Genomic DNA, 17,408 nt, shown 5'->3' with positions numbered 1-17,408 from the left:
GCGGTCGGCCCTCAGGCCAGCGCGTCCAGCCGGGCGACGTCCTCGGGCGAGAGGCTCAGCCGGGCCGCGGCGGTGTTCTCGACCAGGTGGTCGACCGACTTGGTGCCCGGGATGGGCAGCACGACCGGAGACCTCTGCAGCAGCCAGGCCAGCGCCACCTGCGCCGGGGTGGCGTCCAGCTCGCGGGCGATGTCGGCCACCGGGCTGTCCGGCGCGGCCAGGTCGCCCGTGGCGATCGGGAACCACGGGATGAACGCGATGCCGTGCTCGGTGGCGTACTCGAGCACGTCCTCCGACTGGCGGTTGGTCAGGTTGTAGAGGTTCTGGACGCTGACGACGTCGACGATCCCGCGGGCGGCCTCCAGCTCGGCGACCGACACCTCCGAGACGCCGATGTGGCGCACCTTGCCCTCCTCCTGCAGCTCCCGGAAGGCGCCGAGCTGGTCGGCCAGCGGCACGTCGGGGTCGATGCGGTGCAGCTGGATGAGGTCGATGCGCTCGACCCGCAGGTGCCGCAGCGAGAGCTCGACCTGCTGCTTGAGGTAGGCGGGACGACCCACCGGCGTCCAGATGCCCGGTCCCTGGCGGGTGAGGCCGGCCTTGGTCGCGATGACCAGGCCCTCCGGGTAGGGGTGCAGCGCCTCGGCGATGAGCTGCTCGCTGACCAGGGGGCCGTAGGAGTCGGCGGTGTCGATGAGGTCGACGCCCTGCTCGACGGCGGCACGCAGCACGGCCAGGGCGCCGTCGCGGTCGGCCGGCTCGCCCCAGACGCCCGGGCCGGGCAGCTGCATGGCGCCGTAGCCGAGCCGGTGCACGGTCAGGTCGCCGCCGATGGCGAAGGTGTCGCTCAGGGTCGAGGTGGTCATGTCACCGGCCAGCACGAGAACCCGCGCGCGTGTTCCCCGCAGCGTGTTCGATGGGCCGATGGGCGAGATCGTCGTGCTCCGGCACGGAGAGACCGAGTGGAGCCTCAGCGGCCAGCACACCGGGGTCACCGACCTGCCGCTGCTGCCGGAGGGCGAGCGGCGGGCGCGCGAGCTGGCGCCGGTGCTGGGCCGCCGGCGCTTCGCCGCCGTCTGGGTCAGCCCCCGCGAGCGGGCCCGGCGGACGGCGGAGCTGGCCGGGCTGACCGCCACCGGGGTCGACGAGGACCTCGTCGAGCTCGACTACGGCGGCTACGAGGGACGCACGACCGCGGAGATCAGCGAGGAGCTGGGCCGCCCGTGGTCGGTGTGGCGCGACCCCGTCGTCCCGGGGCGGACGCCGGGCGAGACGCTGGCCGACGTCGGCCGGCGGGTGGACGGGGTGCTCGGCCGGGCCGGGGAGCTGCTCGACGACGGCGACGTCGCCCTCGTGGCCCACGGGCACGTGCTGCGGGTGCTCACCGCCCGCTGGCTCGGGCTCGGGCCCGAGGCCGGTGCGCTGTTCGCCCTGCCGGCCGGCGCCTACGGCGTGCTCGGGCACGAGCACGGCCGCCCGGTGCTCACCGGGTGGGGACTGGACTGAGCTCCCCGGCGCCCACCAGCGGCGCGACGGGCCTGCCGAACAGCCAGCCCTGGGCGAGGTCGGCGCCGAGCGCGGCCACCTGCTCGGCCGCCTGCTCGGTCTCCACGCCCTCGGCCACCACCACCGCGCCGAGCCGGTGCGCGTGCTCGGTCACCGTGCGCACCACGGCGCGGGCGCCGTCGTCGGGCAGCGCGGACACCAGCGCGCGGCCGAGCTTGACCACGTCGGGCCGGACGACGTCGAGCAGCGAGCGGCTCGACCAGCCGGCGGCCACCTCGTCGAGGGCCACCCGCCAGCCGCGGTCCCGGTAGGACTCCAGGACGGCGAGCAGGTGCCCGCGGTCGGTGACGGCGGCCCGCTCCCCGACCTCGAGCACCAGCTGCCGCGGCTGGAGTCCGGCGAGCTCGAGCGCCTCGACGGTGCTGGCGAGGTCGGCGTCGGGGCGCAGCACCGAGGTCGGGTGGGTGTTGACGAACAGGTCGGCCCCACCCAGCCAGCTCGCGGCACCGGCGACGGCGCACTCGCGGCCCACCCGGTCCAGCCGCGGCAGCCAGCCGGCGGAGTCGGCGACGAAGAACAGGTCGCCGCCGTCGACGGTCCGGCCGTCGGAGTCCCCGCGCAGCAGTGCCTCGTGCGCGACGACGGCCCGGTCGGCCAGCGCCACGATCGGCTGGTAGGCCGACCACAGCTCGGCCTCGGCCAGCACGCCGACCTCGGCGGTGACGCCCCGGCGGGCCAGCTCCTGCGCCAGCGACGGCGCGGTGAGCAGGCCGATCGACAGCGCGGTGTACTCGTCGGCCGGGTCCGTGGCCACCCGCACCGCCTCGGCCTCGGCGCCGGTCAGCGCGCGGGAGAGCCGGTCGAAGAACAGCTCGACGCCCACGCCGTCGCGCTCGTCGGAGAGGTCGAGCAGGCCGGGGGCGGCGAACACCGACAGGCCCACCGAGCGGGCGACGGCCGCCACGGCGGGGAGCACCTGCTCCTCCGCGGACGCCAGCAGCACCCGGGTCGCGGCCTCCGGCAGGGGCCACTCCTCGCGCCGCCGCACCGCGCCGATCGTGCTCGCCACGCCGAGCAGGATCGCCGACCGGGCCGGCCGGCCGGGTCAGGCGCGCGGGCGGCGGCCCCCGGATCGGGACGGACCGGTGCCCGTGCCGCGCAGCGGACGCCCGCCCGCCGAGGTTACAGGCTCTAGGGTGCGCGCATGGTAGCCGCAGTCATCGCCGAGCAGCCTCCCCGCGCCGGCAGGGGTGGACGGCCACGCGACCCCAGCCGGGACGACGTCATCCGGGCGGCCATCCTGCGGCTGCTCGGCGAGGTGGGCTACGGCGCGCTGACCATGGACGCCGTCGCAGCCGAGGCCGGCGTCGGCAAGGCGACGATCTACCGCCGGTGGCGCACCAAGCAGGACCTCGTCGTCGACACCGTCTCCGAGGTCAACCGGGCGTGGACGGTCACCGCCGACACCGGCTCCCTGGAGGGCGACCTCCGCTCCCTGGTGCACCGGATGGTGGAGATGATGGCCAGCCCCGTCGGGGCGGCCACCCGCTCGCTGCTGGCGGCGATGCAGCACGAGGAGGCCCTGGCCGTGGCCTTCCGCGAGGGTCCGCTGGCGGTGTGGCGGCGGGCCTACGACCAGACCTGGGAGCGGGCGCAGGCGCGCGGGGAGGTCGGCCCGGGGCTGCCGCAGTCGATCCCCGCCGAGGCCACCACGGCGCTGTTCGTGCAGCGCTGGCTGGTCACCCGCGAGCCGGTGGACACCGCCTACGCCGACGAGGTGCTCCAGACGGTGGTGCTCCCGCTGGTCCGCGGCACCCGCTGAGGCCTCACCAGCCCAGCGTGCCCGGCTCCCCCTTGAAGGGGCCGACGACGTCGCCGGTGATCCAGCCGCCGTAGAAGTCCCCGGCCTGGGCGCGCACCTGCTCGCCGTCGACCAGCGCCCGGTCCACCTTGCTCGGGTAGAACGCCACCGCCGAGCGCAGGTGCTCGTAGCCGGCGGTGGGCTGCTCGTAGGACCAGGCCACCGCGGGGTACCGGCGGCCGTCGACGACGGCGTCCCAGTAGGTGGCCGCGCCCTTCCACTCGCACCACGACGCGCCGGCCGCGCGCTCGAGCACGCCGTCGGCGACGTCCTCCCGGGGCACGTAGTAGACGGGCGGGTGACTGGTCTCGCAGACCCGCACCGCCCGGTCGGTCGCGGCGACCGCCCGGCCGCCGAGCTCGACGACGACGCGGCGGGGCGTCACCTCGGCCGAGGGCGGGCGGGGGTAGTCCCAGACCGACTCCTGCCCCGGCCCCACCGGGTCGCGACGCGGCGGCCGCACGGGCGCGTCAGCGCTTCCGGCGCTGCACCCGGCGGCCGGCGTTCCGGCGGTGCCGGACCTTCTGCACCACGGTCAGGGTCGCGAGCAGGCCCAGGCCGCCCATCGCGGCCTTGCCCGCGGGCGACTGCAGGAAGCGGACGACCGCGGCCTGGCCCTGGGCCTTGAGGCGGGTCGGGCTGCCCCGGAAGGCGAGCTGGTCCAGGGTGGCCGCCAGCGACTCGCGGGCGGCGTCGATCTCCAGCTGGATCTCTCGTGGGTCGCGAGGCACGGCGACAGCCTGCCAGACACCGCGCCGACCGGCCCGTCCCGGCCGGTCCGGGGCACCCGGCCGGGCGACCGCACCTACACTCGGCGGCCACGCGGGAGTGGTGTAACGGCAGCCACGCCAGACTTAGGATCTGGTGCCCTCGGGCGTGCGGGTTCGACTCCCGCCTCCCGCACACGAGCCACCGGCCGGGCGCGGGCACGCCGGGGACTCGCCGGGGACCCGCCGGGCGCGGGCACGCCGGGGACGGACCGTCTTGTCGGCCCTCCCGGACCGGTCCTAGCCTGCGCTCCGCCCGCCCCGCCCTGCAGCGCGGCGGTCGCGGGCCGAGGGGGGACCCGTGTCCGTCGGGGTCGGCACAGCGGTGGCGGGGACGACGACGTCCGCGGGCGGCACGGCGGCGGGACCGCGGGTCTCGCGGCTGCAGTGGCGGCGGACGGTCGCGTTCCTCGCCGGCCTGGGACTCCTGCTGGTCAGCGCCCGGGCCGAGGCGGCCAGACCCCTGGTCGTCGTCGCGTTCGTGCTGTTCGCCGTCCTGGCGACGGTGTGGGTCCGCGGCCAGTACGCCGACTCGCTCGACGGGCGGGCGTGGGCACCGCACCCGCTCTGGCTGGCGGGGGTCGCCGCCGTCGCGGTGGGCTGCGCGGTGGTCGGCCTGGCCGGCCCGCGGTGGTTCCCCGACCTGCCCGGCGGGACCCTCCTCTTCCTCTCCCTGGTGGGCGGCTACCTGTTCGCGGGGTCGCTGATCGCCGCGCTCCGGCAGCAGGTCGCCGACGGCCGTCCGCGGCGGCTGCTGCGCCGGGTGCTCCTCGGCTCGGGGGCCGTGGCGTTCCTGGGGAGCGCCGCCGTCCTCGCGCTCGGGGGGCCGACCTGGACCCGGTGGGTGGCGGCCGGTCTCGCGGTCGTCGCGCTGCTCTGCCTGCCGGCCGGGGTGTCGCTGGCGTCGGAGGCGGCGATCGGGAGCCTGCAGGGGCCGGGCGCGGGCACGTCCCGCCTGCTCGCCGTGGGGTCCGGCGCGGCGGTCGTCGCCGTCGGCGTGCTGGTCACCTGGCTGACCGCGGGATCCGCCTGGGCGCTGGTGGGACTGGCGGTCCTGACCGGCCTGGTGGTCGCCCTCGCCTCCTCCACCCAGGCCGACATCGTCGTCGTGCTCGCGGTGATCGCCCTCATGGGCGTCACCCCGAGGCAGGAGGCCGCCCCGGACCACCCCGCGGGCAGGGACGACGTCCTGGTCGCGCTCGGCGACTCCTACATGTCCGGAGAGGGCGCGTCGACCTTCTTCGCGGAGACCGACGAGGGCGGCGGCAACACCTGTCGCCGGGCGCCCACCGCCTGGGCCGTGCTGGCGGCGCAGGAACCGCACTTCGGCGGGCTGGACCTCCTCGCCTGCTCGGGCGCGGACACCTACAACGTCCGCGCCCGAGCCGAGGCGCTCCCGGGGACGCCGCCGGACGTCGCGGCAACCCCGGCGCCGGAGCTCAGCGAGCAGGAGCACCTCACCGCCGGGCTGGACACGCAGCTGGCCCAGTACGCCAGGCACCGGGGCGGCTACCGGCCGGGCCTGGTCGTCCTGAGCATCGGCGGGAACGACGCCGGGTTCTCGACGATCGGCCTGATGTGCCTGGCCCCGGGCGACTGCAGCACCGAGCGCGACACCTGGCTCGCCGGGCTGGACGAGGTCGAGCGCGAGCTGCGGCGGACCTACGCCGAGGTGCGGGAGGCGTTCGCCGGGGTCCCCGTGGTCGTCGTCCCCTACCCCTCGCCGATCGCCGCGCGGGACCGGTCGGGCACCAGCCTGCCGTGCGACGACGTGGCCCTGGAGGACGAGGAACGCACGTTCATCACGCAGTTCCTCAACGCCCTCAACGGCCGCATCCGCGCGGCCGCGGACGAGGTCGGCTTCCACTACCTCGAGGGGATGCGCAACGCCCTCCGGGACGCCCACCTCCAGCTGTGCGACCCGCTCAACGACGGACGCCCCGGCATCAACTTCGTCGGCCTGCGCTCGGTCAGGGGTGCCCCGGAGCAGCGCTTCAACCCGGTGAACTGGTCGCACAACAGCCTGCACCCCAACGAGCGCGGCCACGCGGCCATGCTGCGCACCTTCCAGGTCTGGCGCGCGGCCAACCCGGACCCGGCGGTCGACGCCCCCGACGACCCCTACGCCCCGACGGTGGAGGAGGCCGGCCGGGAGGTCGCCGGCGTGACCGACTGCAGCGTCTACGACGACGGCGCGGACGGCTGCCGCGCCGAGGGCACGGCGTGGGCGCTGCAGCAGCTCGGCCGCTTCGGGCTCACCTGGGGCCTGGGTCTCGGGGTCTTCGGTGCCGGGGCGTGGGTGTTCGCGGTCGGCGTCTTCGGCTGGCGGCGGCACCGCCGGGGGTCCGGTCCCACGGCACCCGACGACGACTGAGCCGGCCCGCGCGCCGTGTCCTCAGTCGAGGACGGCGCGCAGGGCGAGCTCCGCCGACGGGGTGTCCGGGTCGTCGTCGTCCACCACCGCCAGCAGGTGCACCTCCGCGCCGCGCACCTCGCGCAGCGCGAGGCCCTCGACCTTGTGCACCCGGCCGCCGATCTCGGGGATCCGCGCCACGGCCAGCACCTCCGGCCCGTCGACCAGCGCGAGGGCGGTGGCGACCACCGGGCCGTCGTCGACGGCGTTGGGCGTGTCCTCCGCCGCCGCGCTGAGCAGTTCTCGCCCGTCGGGCAGCGCCACCGCGTCGGTGACGGCGAGGCCCACCCCGTCGACCTCGCCGAGCTCGTGGCGGCACGGCCGCGTCACCGGGACCGCCCCGGGGGCGGTGCGGCCGAGGACGGCGGCCACCAGGCCGGCCAGCGGCACCTCGACGCTCGCCGACGGCACCCCGGCGGCCAGGTTGCCGCGCTGGTACCAGCGCACGGTGTCCCCGAGCCGGCTGCCGCCCTCCAGGTTGAGCTGGTCCGCCGGCACCCCGAGGACGGCGGCGACCCGCCCGTAGAGCGCGCCGAGGTCGGCGGCGACGGACACCGGCCGGCCGTCCTCGAGCCGCACGAGGACGCCGCGCACCCGCCGGGCGGTGGACCCGGAGCCGAGCAGCAGCACGGCCGGTGCGCCGTCCACCTCCGCCGGGCAGGCGACCTCCAGGTCGGGCTTGAGGTGCTTGGTCCCCAGCGCCGCGGCGAAGGTGTCGTGGCCCTCGACCGGCGGCAGCACCCGCACCCGGGTCACCGAGCCGGGGCGGCGCCAGGCCGCGTGCGTGGCGTCGTCCTGCGCGACCAGCCACCCGTCCCCCAGCGGGGCGATGCCGGAGGCGGCCCGCACCGGCGTCCCGTCGTCGAACCGCAGAGCCCCGACCCCGTCCACCGTCACGCGCACCGCGAACCGGTGCCCACCGGGGCGCCGCCGTATGCGCGGCCGTCCCGCGGGACGTAGGCCATGTCACAGCCCGGCGTCCCTGCAGGTCAGCGGGACGCCACGCCCGGGAGCGGCGAAACGCCGGTGCCGGCGGACGTAGGCTCGGAGGGTCGGCCCGGTCGCACGACGACGTGCTCGCGCCGGGCTCTCCCCCCGACCGCACGTCCTCCGGACCCGACCCGTCGGAGCCCATGACCTCCCCGCGCACCGAGCAGACCGACCGTCCCACCCCCGACGAGAAGCCCAAGGCGCCGATCAGCGCCGTCCAGGTGGCCGCCGGCGCCCTGGCCGCCGTCTCCGCCGCCGTGGTGCTGTCCTTCTTCGGCGTCGCCGGCACGGTGGTCGGCGCGGCGATGGCCAGCGTGGTCAGCACCGTCGGCGCCGCCCTCTACAGCGAGTCGCTGAACCGCACCAACGAGAAGCTGCGCAAGGCGCGCGAGCAGCTGGCCCGCCGGTCGGCCACCGGTCCGGACGCGGCCACCGCCGTCCTGCCCGCCCACCTCGACCCGCGCCGCCCCGAGCCGCGCCGCCGCGCACCCCTGCTGGAGCGGGTGCGCTGGCCGCGGGTGGCTGCCTGCGCCGCCGGGGTCTTCGTGCTCGGGATGGCGATCGTCACCGGGATCGAGCTGGTCTCCAAGGAGCCGGTCTCGGCCCTCGTGGGCGCCCAGACCGCGTCGTCCTCCACGACGCTGGGCGAGATCACGTCCGGCTCCTCCGGCTCCGGCACCTCCACCGGCGACGGCTCCTCCGACGACACGGACGGCACCGAGCCCGCCGGCCCGACGACCGGGGCCCCCAGCTCCTCCGAGGCCCCGGAGAGCGGCACCGAGGACGACAGCAGCGAGGACGGCACGGAGGACGGCGACACGGACGCGCCGGCGACCTCGACGTCGGAGTCCTCGCCCACGACGGACGACGACGGCAGCACCGCTCCGGGCACCGACTCCGGCACCGGGACCGGCTCCGGGACCGGCTCCGGCACCGGCAGCGGGACCGACGCCGGCACCGGCTCCGGCGGCGGCAGCTCCGGGCAGAGCGGCTCGTCGGGCGGCGAGCCGCAGGCGGGCGCCGAGCCCACCGGCTGACCCCTACGCCTGCTGCGCGTCCACGAGGGCGCGGTGCAGGACGGCGACGAGCTCGGCGCGGGTGACGATCCCGGCCAGCCGGCCGTCGTCGCCGACCACGGGCAGGTGCCGCAGCCCGCGGTCGGCCATCAGGCCCACCAGCTCCGACACCGGGGTGTCGACGCCGACGGTGGCGACCGGGCTGCTCATGACCCGCGACACCGGGTCCAGTGCCGCGACGTCGAGGTTGAACAGGTCGTGCACGGTCACGATGCCGACCACCCGGCGGTCCTCGGTGACCACCGGCAGCGCCTTGACCGCGTGCTGGTTCATCAGCATCCGCGCCCGGTAGAGCGTCTCCTGCGGCTGCACGGTGCGGACGTCGCGGGCCATCAGCGCGCCGACCCGCAGCTGCCCGAGCCGGCGGTCCAGGGCGTGCGCCTCGGCCTCGCGGACCAGCGCGAGGACGTCGCCGGGCATGACGTCGAGGCCGCGGTCGAGGCGTTCCATCGCCGCCCGCACGTCCTCGGTGCGCAGGCCGACCCGCTCGGTGGGCGGCACGTCGGCACCGGGTGGCGGCGGCGGCTCGGGCACGTGCGGGTAGGGCCGGCCGGTCAGGTTGTTCACCAGCGCGGCCACCAGCAGCAGCACGACGGTGTCGACGCCGACCGGCCACAGGACGAACGCCCAGCCGTGGTCGTGCACCGCCGCCCCGCCGACCGCGGTGAACAGGGCGCACGCGCCGCCGGGCGGGTGCACGCAGCGCAGCACCATCATCAGCGGGACCGCCACCCCGACGGCGACCGCGGCGGCGAGCGTGACGTCGTCGAGCACCTTGCCGGCGGCCACCCCGACCAGCGTCGAGACGGTGTTGCCGGCCAGCACCGGCCACGGCTGCGCCAGCGGGCTGGCCGGCGCGGCGAACAGGAGGACGGCGGTGGCGCCCATCGGCGCCACGATCCAGGGCAGCCCCGCCGGCCCGCCGGGCACCGCCGACGCGGTCAGCCCGGCCAGCGCGATGCCGACCAGCGCGCCGAACCCGCCGCGCAGCACCTCCGCCCGCCGGTAGCCCACCGGCCCCGGGCGCAGCCCCGTCGCCCACGCCCTGCCGTCCGCGCGCACCCCGGCCTCCTCCGCGGGCGCCGCTGCCCGCGCCGGCGGACCCTAGCCGTCCGCGGCCGGTCCCGGGCCGGATCCCGTCCCCACCCCTGCGGGTGAGCGCGCCGGCCCGCTGCCTGGACCGGGACCGGCCGCGCGCCGATGTCCCCGAGGTGACCGCTCCCCCGCCCCGGCTCCGGCCCGACCGCGCCCGGGGGTCCTCCCCGCCGCCTCCCCTGCCGCCCGTGCGGCGGGTCGAGCGCCGCCTCGGCGACGTCCTCGTCGACCAGGGCGTGCTGACGCCGACGCAGCTCGGCGACGCGCTGGCCCAGGGGCGGCGGATCGGCGAGCCCCTGGGCTCGGTGCTGCTCGCACGGGGCCTGGTCACCCGCCGGCAGCTCTACGTGGCCCTCGCCGAGGTGTGGGGCACCGACCTGGCCTTCGTCGACCCGGTGCAGGTCGACCCGGAGCTGGCCCGGCTGTTCCCCGCCGCGCTGCTGGCGCGCGAGCTGTGGCTGCCGCTGGAGGTCGAGCGCGACGAGGACGGCCGGGAGCGGGTCGTCGTCGCCACCGCCGGCCGCCCCTCCGCGCACGTCGAGGCCGAGGTGACCGCGCGCACCGGCATCCCCCGCGTCCGGCAGGTGGTCACGACCGACTGGGACGTGCAGCGGGCGCTGCGCACCGTGTGGCGCGACGAGCTGGTGCACGACGCGGTCAGCTCGCTGGCCGAGCGCCGGCCCGAGGAGTCGGCGTCCACGGTGTTCGTGTGGCCGCAGGTCGCCGCCGCCGTCGCGCTCCTGCTGGCCACCGCGGTCGGGCTGGTGCTGGCCCCGGCCTCCACCGTCACGGTGGTCGTGGCGACGGTCAACGTCGTCGTCGCCCTCGCCGTCGGCGCCAAGGCGCTGATCAGCACGGTCGGCACCGCCTACGAGACCGTCGAGCAGGTCACCGACGCCGAGGTCGCCGCGCTCACCGACGACGACCTGCCCCGGTACACGATCCTCGTCCCGGTCTACCGCGAGGCCGGCATCGTCGGGCTGCTCATGCGCAACCTCGCCGCGCTGGACTACCCGCGGGAGAAGACGGAGGTCCTCCTGCTGCTCGAGGAGGACGACCCCGAGACGCTGGAGGCCGCGCTGGCCGCCGCGCCGCCGGACCTCGTGCGCATCGTCGTCGTCCCGCACTCGCTGCCCAAGACCAAGCCGCGGGCGTGCAACGTGGGCCTGACCTTCGCCCGGGGCGAGCACGTCGTCATCTTCGACGCCGAGGACCGGCCCGACCCCGACCAGCTGAAGAAGGCCGTCGTCGCCTTCCGCAAGGGCGGCGAGGACCTGGTCTGCGTGCAGGCCGCGCTCAACTACTTCAACGCCCGGGAGAACGTGCTCACCCGCATGTTCACCCTCGAGTACTCGTCCTGGTTCGACTACACCCTCGCCGGCCTCGACCGGATGCGGCTGCCCATCCCCCTAGGCGGGACGAGCAACCACTTCCGCACCGACCTGCTGCGCGAGCTCGGCGGCTGGGACCCCTTCAACGTCACCGAGGACGCCGACCTCGGCATCCGCGCCTCCGCCCGCGGCCACCGCGTCGCCGTCGTCAACTCGACGACGTACGAGGAGGCCAACATGGCCGTCGGCAACTGGATCCGGCAGCGCAGCCGCTGGATCAAGGGCTACATGCAGACCGTCCTGGTGCACACCCGCCGCCCGGTGCACCTGGTGCGCACCGTCGGGCCGCGCCAGGCCGCCGGCTTCGGGCTGCTCATCGGCGGCACGCCGGCGATGTTCCTGCTCACCCCGTGGCTGTACGCGCTGTTCCTCGTCGAGCTGGCCGCGCCCGGGGCGCTGCTGCCGGTGCTGCCGGAGTGGCTGCTGTGGGTGAGCACCGCCAACCTGGTCTTCGGCAACGGGGTGATCGTCTACCTGTCGCTGCTGGCCGGCTTCAAGCGGCGCACCTACGGCCTGGTGCCCTTCGCGCTGCTCTCGCCGCTGTACTGGCTGCTGCACTCGGTCGCGTCGTACAAGGCGGCCTGGCAGCTGCTCACGAAGCCCTTCTACTGGGAGAAGACGACGCACGGGCTGTCCAGCCACGTGCGCGACGAGCCGCCCGCGGTGGCCGACGACGACCGGCCCGAGAGGCTGGGCTGGGCCGACCTGACCGCCGGCGGTCCCCGGTGAGCGCCGTCGTGCCCGCCCGCTCCGCCGTCCCGGCGCCGCTCCCGCCGGAGCCGGTGCCCATGGGCCGCGTGACGCTGGCCTGCGCGGCCCTCGTCGCCCTCGGGGCCGGCGTCCTGCTGCTGTTCGCCCGCCCCTGGACCGAGGTGCTGGCCGGGGCCTGCACCGTGCTCGCCGTCGCCTACGCCGTCGTCTTCTGCCTCGGTGCGGTGAGCGTGGCCGGGTTCGTCGCCGGCGCCGGGATGGCCGGGGTGGTGCTGCTGGTGCCCGGGAGCCTCCCGGTCGCCCTCGCCGCCGCGCTGGTCGTGGCCGTGGCCTGCGGCCTGGCCCCGGGGTGGGCGCGGGTGGAGGCCTGGCAGGCCACCCGGACCGCCACGCCGACTGCTGCCACGTCGGCGTCCGGCGGGCCGGGCCGGGTGCGGGGCCCGTGGCGGACCGACCGGGTGCTGGCGGCCTGGCTGGTGCTGGCCTTCCCGCCCGCCCTCACCGCCGCGGCGGTGGCCTTCGTCAGCTGGTCGGCCGCGCGCTGAGCCCGCCGGAGCCGTCGCCCAGCTCCTGGGCGACCACCGGCACCAGCGCGGTGAAGGCCTGGCCGCGGTGGCTGCGGGCGTCCTTCTCCTGCGGCGCCAGCTCCGCGGCGGTGAGGTCGAGGCCGTCGGGCAGGAACACCGGGTCGTAGCCGAAGCCGTTGCCCCCGCGCGGCTCGCGCACCACGCGCCCACGCCACTGCCGCTCGACGACGTGCTCGCTGCCGTCGGGGGTGACCAGCGCGGCGGCGCAGACGAAGGCCGCCCCGCGGCGCTCGTCGGGGACGTCGGCGAGCTGGCCCAGCAGCAGCGCGGTGTTGGCCGGGTCGTCGCCGTGCCGGCCCGACCAGCGCGCCGAGAGCACCCCCGGCATCCCGTTGAGCGCGTCGACGGTGATGCCAGAGTCGTCGGCGACCGCCGGCAGGCCGGTGTACCGGACCGCCTCGCGCGCCTTGAGCAGCGCGTTCTCGGCGAAGGTCGCCCCGGTCTCGGGCGCCTCCGGGTACTCCTCGACGTCGCGCAGGCCGACCACCTCGACGCCGCGGACGGCGCTCTCCAGCAGCCGCTGCAGCTCGGCGAGCTTGCCCGCGTTGCGGGTGGCCAGGAGCAGGCGGGTGGTCATCGGGCCGCACCCGCCGACCGCAGCGCCTCCTGCTGCACGCGGGTGAGCTCGGCGCACCCGGCGACGGCGAGGTCGAGCAGCGCGTCGAGCGTCGGCCGGTCGAAGACCGCACCCTCGGCGGTGCCCTGCACCTCGACGAAGCCGCCGCCGCCGGTGCAGACGACGTTCATGTCGGTGCCGGCCCGCACGTCCTCCTCGTAGGCGAGGTCTAGCCGCGGTTCGCCGTCGACCACGCCGACGCTGACCGCGGCCACCGACTGCGCCAGCGGGTCCTCCTTCGCGAGCTTCCGGCGCTCGCCGAGCCAGGTGACGGCGTCGGCCAGCGCCACGTAGGCGCCGGTGATGGCCGCCGTCCGGGTGCCGCCGTCGGCCTGCAGGACGTCGCAGTCGAGGGCGATGCTGTTCTCGCCCAGCGCGGCCAGGTCGATCGAGGCGCGCAGCGAGCGGCCGATGAGGCGGCTGATCTCGTGCGTGCGCCCGCCGATCTTCCCGCGCACCGACTCGCGGTCGCCGCGGGTGTGCGTGGCGCGCGGCAGCATGGCGTACTCGGCCGTGACCCAGCCGAGCCCCGAGCCCTTGCGCCAGCGCGGCACGCCCTCGGTGACGCTGGCCGCGCACAGGACCCGGGTGCGGCCGAACTCGACGAGGACCGACCCCTCGGCGTGGTCGAGCCAGTTGCGCGTGATGGTCACCGGGCGGAGCTGGTCGGCCGTGCGGCCGTCGGGGCGGGTCACGGACGCCGAGCCTAACGACGCGCCGCCGCCTCCCGACCGGCGAGACGGCTGCGGCTGGGCCACGATCGGCGTCGTGAGGTCGGAGCTGCGGGCGGTGCGGACCGGCGGGGTGCCGGCGGTGGTCGACCTGACCGGGGAGTGCGAGGAGTTCGTCCGCGGCGAGGGCGACGGCCTGCTGCACGTCTTCGTCCCCCACGCGACGGCGGGCGTGGCGGTCATCGAGACCGGTTCGGGCAGCGACGACGACCTGCTCGCCCAGCTCGACGAGCTGCTCCCCCGCGACGACCGCTGGCGGCACCGGCACGGCAGCCCCGGGCACGGCCGCGACCACGTGCTGCCGGCGTTCGTGCCGCCGCACGCGAGCGTGCCGGTGCTCGAGGGACGCCTGCAGCTGGGCACCTGGCAGCGGATCTGCCTGGTCGACACCAACCGGGACAACCCCCAGCGCCACGTGCGGCTGTCCTTCCTCGCGGGGTAGCCGCCCCGCTGCCGCCCGGTGGCCCGGGCACGGCAGGATGCCGGGCATGACCGAGACCGCGCCCGCCCCGATCCGCCTCGCGCCCGGCGACCCGGCCCCGGACTTCACCCTGCCCGACGCCGACGGCACCCCGGTGGCCCTCGCCGACCACCGCGGTCGCCGGGTGGTCGTCTACTGCTACCCCGCCGCCCTGACCCCGGGCTGCACCACGCAGGCGGTCGACTTCACCGCCGCCGCGGGCGAGCTCGCCGAGGCCGGGCTGGACATCATCGGCATCTCGCCCGACCCGCCGGAGAAGCTGCACCGCTTCCGCGAGCAGGAGGGCCTGGGCATCACGCTGCTCTCCGACCCGGACAAGCGGGTGCTGGCCGCCTACGGCGCGTACGGCACCAAGAAGCTGTACGGCAAGGAGGTGCAGGGCGTCATCCGGTCGACGTTCGTCATCGACGCCGAGGGCCGCGTGGAGCGGGCCGCCTACAACGTCAAGGCCACCGGGCACGTCGCCAAGCTGCGCCGCGACCTCGGCCTGGCCTGAGCCCCGGCCGGGCCCGGGCCCGGTCAGCCGGCCCGGACACCGAGCACGCCGGTCACCAGCGCGTCGCACACCGTGGCCGCGGCCTTGAGGTCGGGCTCGCGCGAGACCATGACGTCGGAGTAGAGGAACGACTCCCCCAGCCGCACCACCGCGTAGGACAGCAGCGGCAGCGGCACGTCCGGGACCAGCCCGAGCTCCTCGACGTCGCGCTCGAACAGGGCGGTGTAGGCCTCGACCAGGCGCGGCTGCACCCGGCCCCGCGGGTCGGTGAGGATGCGCATCGCGGTGGCCGGCTCGTCGTCGAGGAAACGGCGCAGCGCGGGCGCCGTCCCGAGCACGCCGCGGTAGTCCTCGATGACGGCGAGGCTGCGCAGCCGGCCGGGCTCGCGCAGGTCGGCCCTCCGGGCGTCGTGGTCGGCGACCGCCCGGTGCAGCGTCCGCTCCGCCAGCCACCACAGCGCCTCGCCGAGGATGGCGTCGCGGTTGCCGACCCGCCGGAACAGGGTGACCCGCGAGATGCCGAGCTGGGCGGCGAGCACGGTGGTGTCCAGGCGCTCCTCGCGCAGGAGGGTGCGCGCGGCCTGGCGGACCACCTCGTCCGGGGGCGCGATCACGCCGCCGAGCCTAGGGCCGCGGTGAGCTGCGGGGACACCGCGGCACCGCGGGCGGCCCGGAGGCGGGAGGCACCGTGCGGCCCGTCCGCGCACTTCTCGCCGGCCCGCGGGGTGGGGCAGCATGGCCGGGCATGAGCCAAGAGATCGGTGTGACCGGGCTGGCCGTGATGGGCGCCAACCTCGCCCGCAACCTCGCCCGGCACGGCTGCCGGGTGGTCGTCCACAACCGCACGCGGGCGCGCACCGACGCGCTGCTGGCCGCGCACGGCGACGAGGGCGAGTTCGTCGCCACCGGCTCGACCGGGGAGTTCGTCGCCACCCTGCAGCGGCCCCGCCGGATCATCGTGATGGTCCAGGCCGGGGCCTCGACCGACGCCGTCGTCCACGAGCTGATGGACCTGCTCGACGCGGGCGACGTGCTGGTCGACGGTGGCAACGCCCGCTACACCGACACCATCCGGCGGACGGCGGCGCTGGCCGAGAAGGGCGTGCACTTCGTCGGCGCGGGCATCAGCGGCGGCGAGGAGGGCGCGCTGCTCGGGCCGAGCATCATGCCCGGCGGCTCCGCCGAGGCCTACGCGCTGATCGGCCCGCTGCTGGAGAGCATCGCGGCGGTCGTCGACGGGACGCCGTGCTGCACCCACGTCGACGGTGACGGTGCCGGCCACTTCGTGAAGATGGTGCACAACGGCATCGAGTACGCCGACATGCAGCTCATCGCGGAGGCCTACGACCTGCTGCGGGTCCGGCTGGGGATGTCGCCGGCCGAGATCGGCGAGGTGTTCGCCGGCTGGAACGCGGGCGACCTCGACTCCTACCTGATCGAGATCACCGCCGAGGTGCTGCGGCACGTCGACGCCGACACCGGCCGGCCCTTCGTGGACGTCGTGCTCGACCAGGCCGAGCAGAAGGGCACCGGGCGCTGGACGGTGCAGTCGGCCCTGGACCTGGGCGTGCCGGTCAGCGGGATCGCCGAGGCGGTGTTCGCCCGCGCGCTGTCCGGGCACGCCGAGCAGCGCGGCCCGGCCCGCGGGGCGCTGCCCGGCCCGGCCGCGCCGCCGGAGCCGGTGACCGACCGCGACGGGTTCGTCGAGGCGGTCCGCCAGGCGCTCTACGCCTCCAAGGTCGTCGCCTACGCCCAGGGCTTCGACCAGGTCGCCGCCGGGGCCGAGGCGCACGGCTGGCACGTCGACCGGGCGGCGCTGGCCACCATCTGGCGCGGCGGCTGCATCATCCGCGCCCGCTTCCTCGACCGGATCCGGCAGGCGTTCACCGACGACCCGGCCCTGACCACGCTGCTGGTGCACCCCTACTTCCGCGACGCCGTCGCGCAGTGCCAGGAGGGCTGGCGCACCGTGGTCGTCGAGGCCGCCCGCGCCGGGGTCCCGGCGCCCGGCTTCGCCAGCGCCCTGGCCTACTACGACGGTCTGCGCGCCGAGCGGCTGCCGGCCGCGCTGGTGCAGGGGCTGCGCGACCTGTTCGGGGCGCACACCTACCGGCGGGTCGACCGGGAGGGCTCCTTCCACACCCTCTGGTCGGAGGACCGCAGCGAGCGGCCGGTCGGCTGAGCGCCCGCGGCCGGTCCTCACGCCGTCCAGGTGCCCGGCCGCGGCTGCCCGTGCGCGCCGCCGTCCCAGCCGGCGTCCCACGGCCAGCAGCCGGGCGGGGAGGCCCACGCCAGCTGCTGGGCCGGCACGGAGTACTCGGCCGGCCGCTGGTACCAGCGGTTGGCGCCGAGCAGGACGTCCCCGGGGTTGGGGCACTCCTCGACGAGGAGCGCCTCACCGGCGGCCTCGACCAGCTCACCGGGCACCAGCGACCGGCCGGCGAGGACCTGCCCGGCCGCCGCGTCGAGCAGCATGTGCGTGGCCGAGGCGCCCCGGCCGACCACGACGAGCTCGGGGTGGCCGAGGCCGAACAGGCCGATCGTGTAGCCGAAGGCCGGCTCGCCCGGGCCCTCCCCCGGGCCGACGTACTGCACGGCGAAGCGGGCGCGGCGGATGACGGCGGCGAGGTGGGCGTCCTCCTGGTCGAGCCAGGCGGTGGTGTGCGGGTCCGTGCTCATGGCCGGGA

At 76.6% G+C, this 17,408-nt stretch carries 19 protein-coding genes and 1 tRNA gene; 10 read left to right on the top strand and 10 right to left on the bottom strand.

Annotation, left to right across the window (positions count from 1 at the left end; genetic code table 11):
* Window positions 1-11: 11 nt before the first annotated feature.
* Window positions 12-866 (bottom strand): aldo/keto reductase, encoded by an 855-nt coding sequence (locus BMZ33_RS15105; protein WP_091112716.1) that lies wholly within the window; start codon window positions 864-866, stop codon window positions 12-14.
* A gap of 58 nt (window positions 867-924) precedes the next feature.
* Between BMZ33_RS15105 and BMZ33_RS15100 the strand changes: the two genes are divergently transcribed.
* The gene (locus BMZ33_RS15100; protein WP_091112713.1) at window positions 925-1,506 is read left to right on the top strand and encodes a histidine phosphatase family protein; all 582 of its coding nucleotides are present in this window, start codon (window positions 925-927) and stop codon (window positions 1,504-1,506) included.
* On the opposite strand, the gene BMZ33_RS15095 is transcribed toward BMZ33_RS15100, so the two are convergent.
* Window positions 1,484-2,575: an EAL domain-containing protein gene (locus BMZ33_RS15095; protein ID WP_091112117.1), complete on the bottom strand. Its 1,092-nt coding sequence runs from the start codon at window positions 2,573-2,575 to the stop codon at window positions 1,484-1,486. The genes BMZ33_RS15100 and BMZ33_RS15095 overlap by 23 nt on opposite strands.
* 135 nt (window positions 2,576-2,710) lie before the next feature.
* On the opposite strand from BMZ33_RS15095, the gene BMZ33_RS15090 reads away from it, so the two are divergent.
* Window positions 2,711-3,328: a TetR/AcrR family transcriptional regulator gene (locus BMZ33_RS15090; protein WP_091112114.1), complete on the top strand. Its 618-nt coding sequence runs from the start codon at window positions 2,711-2,713 to the stop codon at window positions 3,326-3,328.
* A 4-nt stretch (window positions 3,329-3,332) separates the two neighbouring features.
* On the opposite strand, the gene BMZ33_RS15085 is transcribed toward BMZ33_RS15090, so the two are convergent.
* Window positions 3,333-3,752 carry a DUF427 domain-containing protein gene (locus tag BMZ33_RS15085; RefSeq protein ID WP_169064373.1) on the bottom strand — a complete coding sequence of 140 codons (420 nt, stop codon included), beginning with the start codon at window positions 3,750-3,752 and terminating at the stop codon, window positions 3,333-3,335.
* Window positions 3,753-3,837: 85 nt separating this feature from the next.
* Entirely contained in the window at window positions 3,838-4,098 is a 261-nt protein-coding gene (locus BMZ33_RS15080) for a DUF3618 domain-containing protein (RefSeq protein WP_091112106.1), read from the bottom strand.
* Window positions 4,099-4,189: 91 nt separating this feature from the next.
* On the opposite strand from BMZ33_RS15080, the gene BMZ33_RS15075 reads away from it, so the two are divergent.
* Together BMZ33_RS15075 and BMZ33_RS15070 are read left to right on the top strand one after the other, a co-directional pair.
* Window positions 4,190-4,270, top strand: a tRNA-Leu gene (locus BMZ33_RS15075).
* Between the two features lie 165 nt (window positions 4,271-4,435).
* Entirely contained in the window at window positions 4,436-6,508 is a 2,073-nt protein-coding gene (locus BMZ33_RS15070) for a GDSL-type esterase/lipase family protein (RefSeq protein ID WP_091112102.1), read from the top strand.
* Between the two features lie 21 nt (window positions 6,509-6,529).
* On the opposite strand, the gene BMZ33_RS15065 is transcribed toward BMZ33_RS15070, so the two are convergent.
* On the bottom strand, window positions 6,530-7,450 hold the full coding sequence (locus tag BMZ33_RS15065; RefSeq protein WP_091112099.1) for a DUF6910 family protein: 921 nt from the start codon (window positions 7,448-7,450) through the stop codon (window positions 6,530-6,532).
* Between the two features lie 230 nt (window positions 7,451-7,680).
* Between BMZ33_RS15065 and BMZ33_RS15060 the strand changes: the two genes are divergently transcribed.
* Window positions 7,681-8,574: a hypothetical protein gene (locus BMZ33_RS15060; protein WP_091112095.1), complete on the top strand. Its 894-nt coding sequence runs from the start codon at window positions 7,681-7,683 to the stop codon at window positions 8,572-8,574.
* A gap of 3 nt (window positions 8,575-8,577) precedes the next feature.
* Here BMZ33_RS15060 and BMZ33_RS15055 read toward each other — a convergent pair whose 3' ends face one another.
* Entirely contained in the window at window positions 8,578-9,675 is a 1,098-nt protein-coding gene (locus BMZ33_RS15055; protein WP_091112093.1) for an HPP family protein, read from the bottom strand.
* Window positions 9,676-9,896: 221 nt separating this feature from the next.
* Here BMZ33_RS15055 and BMZ33_RS15050 point away from each other — a divergent pair, with 221 nt between their 5' ends.
* Together BMZ33_RS15050 and BMZ33_RS15045 are read left to right on the top strand one after the other, a co-directional pair.
* Window positions 9,897-11,828 carry a glycosyltransferase gene (locus tag BMZ33_RS15050; protein ID WP_091112710.1) on the top strand — a complete coding sequence of 644 codons (1,932 nt, stop codon included), beginning with the start codon at window positions 9,897-9,899 and terminating at the stop codon, window positions 11,826-11,828.
* Window positions 11,825-12,355, top strand: a complete 531-nt coding sequence (locus BMZ33_RS15045) for a hypothetical protein (protein ID WP_091112089.1) — start codon at window positions 11,825-11,827, stop codon at window positions 12,353-12,355. Before BMZ33_RS15050 ends, BMZ33_RS15045 begins: the two co-directional genes overlap by 4 nt.
* Here BMZ33_RS15045 and rdgB read toward each other — a convergent pair.
* On the bottom strand, window positions 12,333-12,974 hold the full coding sequence (gene rdgB / locus BMZ33_RS15040; protein ID WP_091112085.1) for an RdgB/HAM1 family non-canonical purine NTP pyrophosphatase: 642 nt from the start codon (window positions 12,972-12,974) through the stop codon (window positions 12,333-12,335). The genes BMZ33_RS15045 and rdgB overlap by 23 nt on opposite strands.
* Window positions 12,971-13,708, bottom strand: coding sequence for a ribonuclease PH (gene rph, locus BMZ33_RS15035; protein WP_091112081.1), 738 nt, complete (start codon window positions 13,706-13,708; stop codon window positions 12,971-12,973). The genes rdgB and rph overlap by 4 nt, the downstream gene beginning before the upstream one ends.
* 73 nt (window positions 13,709-13,781) lie before the next feature.
* On the opposite strand from rph, the gene BMZ33_RS15030 reads away from it, so the two are divergent.
* Complete coding sequence (locus BMZ33_RS15030; protein WP_169064372.1) at window positions 13,782-14,186, top strand: YjbQ family protein; 405 nt, start codon at window positions 13,782-13,784, stop codon at window positions 14,184-14,186.
* 46 nt (window positions 14,187-14,232) lie between these two features.
* On the top strand, window positions 14,233-14,721 hold the full coding sequence (gene bcp, locus BMZ33_RS15025) for a thioredoxin-dependent thiol peroxidase (protein ID WP_091112076.1): 489 nt from the start codon (window positions 14,233-14,235) through the stop codon (window positions 14,719-14,721).
* Window positions 14,722-14,744: 23 nt separating this feature from the next.
* Here bcp and BMZ33_RS15020 read toward each other — a convergent pair whose 3' ends face one another.
* Window positions 14,745-15,335: a QsdR family transcriptional regulator gene (locus BMZ33_RS15020; RefSeq protein WP_169064371.1), complete on the bottom strand. Its 591-nt coding sequence runs from the start codon at window positions 15,333-15,335 to the stop codon at window positions 14,745-14,747.
* Window positions 15,336-15,466: 131 nt separating this feature from the next.
* Here BMZ33_RS15020 and gndA point away from each other — a divergent pair, with 131 nt between their 5' ends.
* Window positions 15,467-16,903: an NADP-dependent phosphogluconate dehydrogenase gene (gndA, locus tag BMZ33_RS15015; protein ID WP_091112073.1), complete on the top strand. Its 1,437-nt coding sequence runs from the start codon at window positions 15,467-15,469 to the stop codon at window positions 16,901-16,903.
* Window positions 16,904-16,920: 17 nt separating this feature from the next.
* Here gndA and BMZ33_RS15010 read toward each other — a convergent pair whose 3' ends face one another.
* Window positions 16,921-17,400: a DUF4262 domain-containing protein gene (locus tag BMZ33_RS15010; protein ID WP_091112699.1), complete on the bottom strand. Its 480-nt coding sequence runs from the start codon at window positions 17,398-17,400 to the stop codon at window positions 16,921-16,923.
* Window positions 17,401-17,408: the final 8 nt, after the last annotated feature.

The organism is Geodermatophilus dictyosporus, from assembly GCF_900115505.1.
In the GTDB taxonomy this organism is placed as follows: Bacteria; Actinomycetota; Actinomycetes; order Mycobacteriales; family Geodermatophilaceae; genus Geodermatophilus; species Geodermatophilus dictyosporus.
Note: the sequence above shows the minus strand (reverse complement) of the source record. Positions and strands in the feature narration are given on the sequence as shown.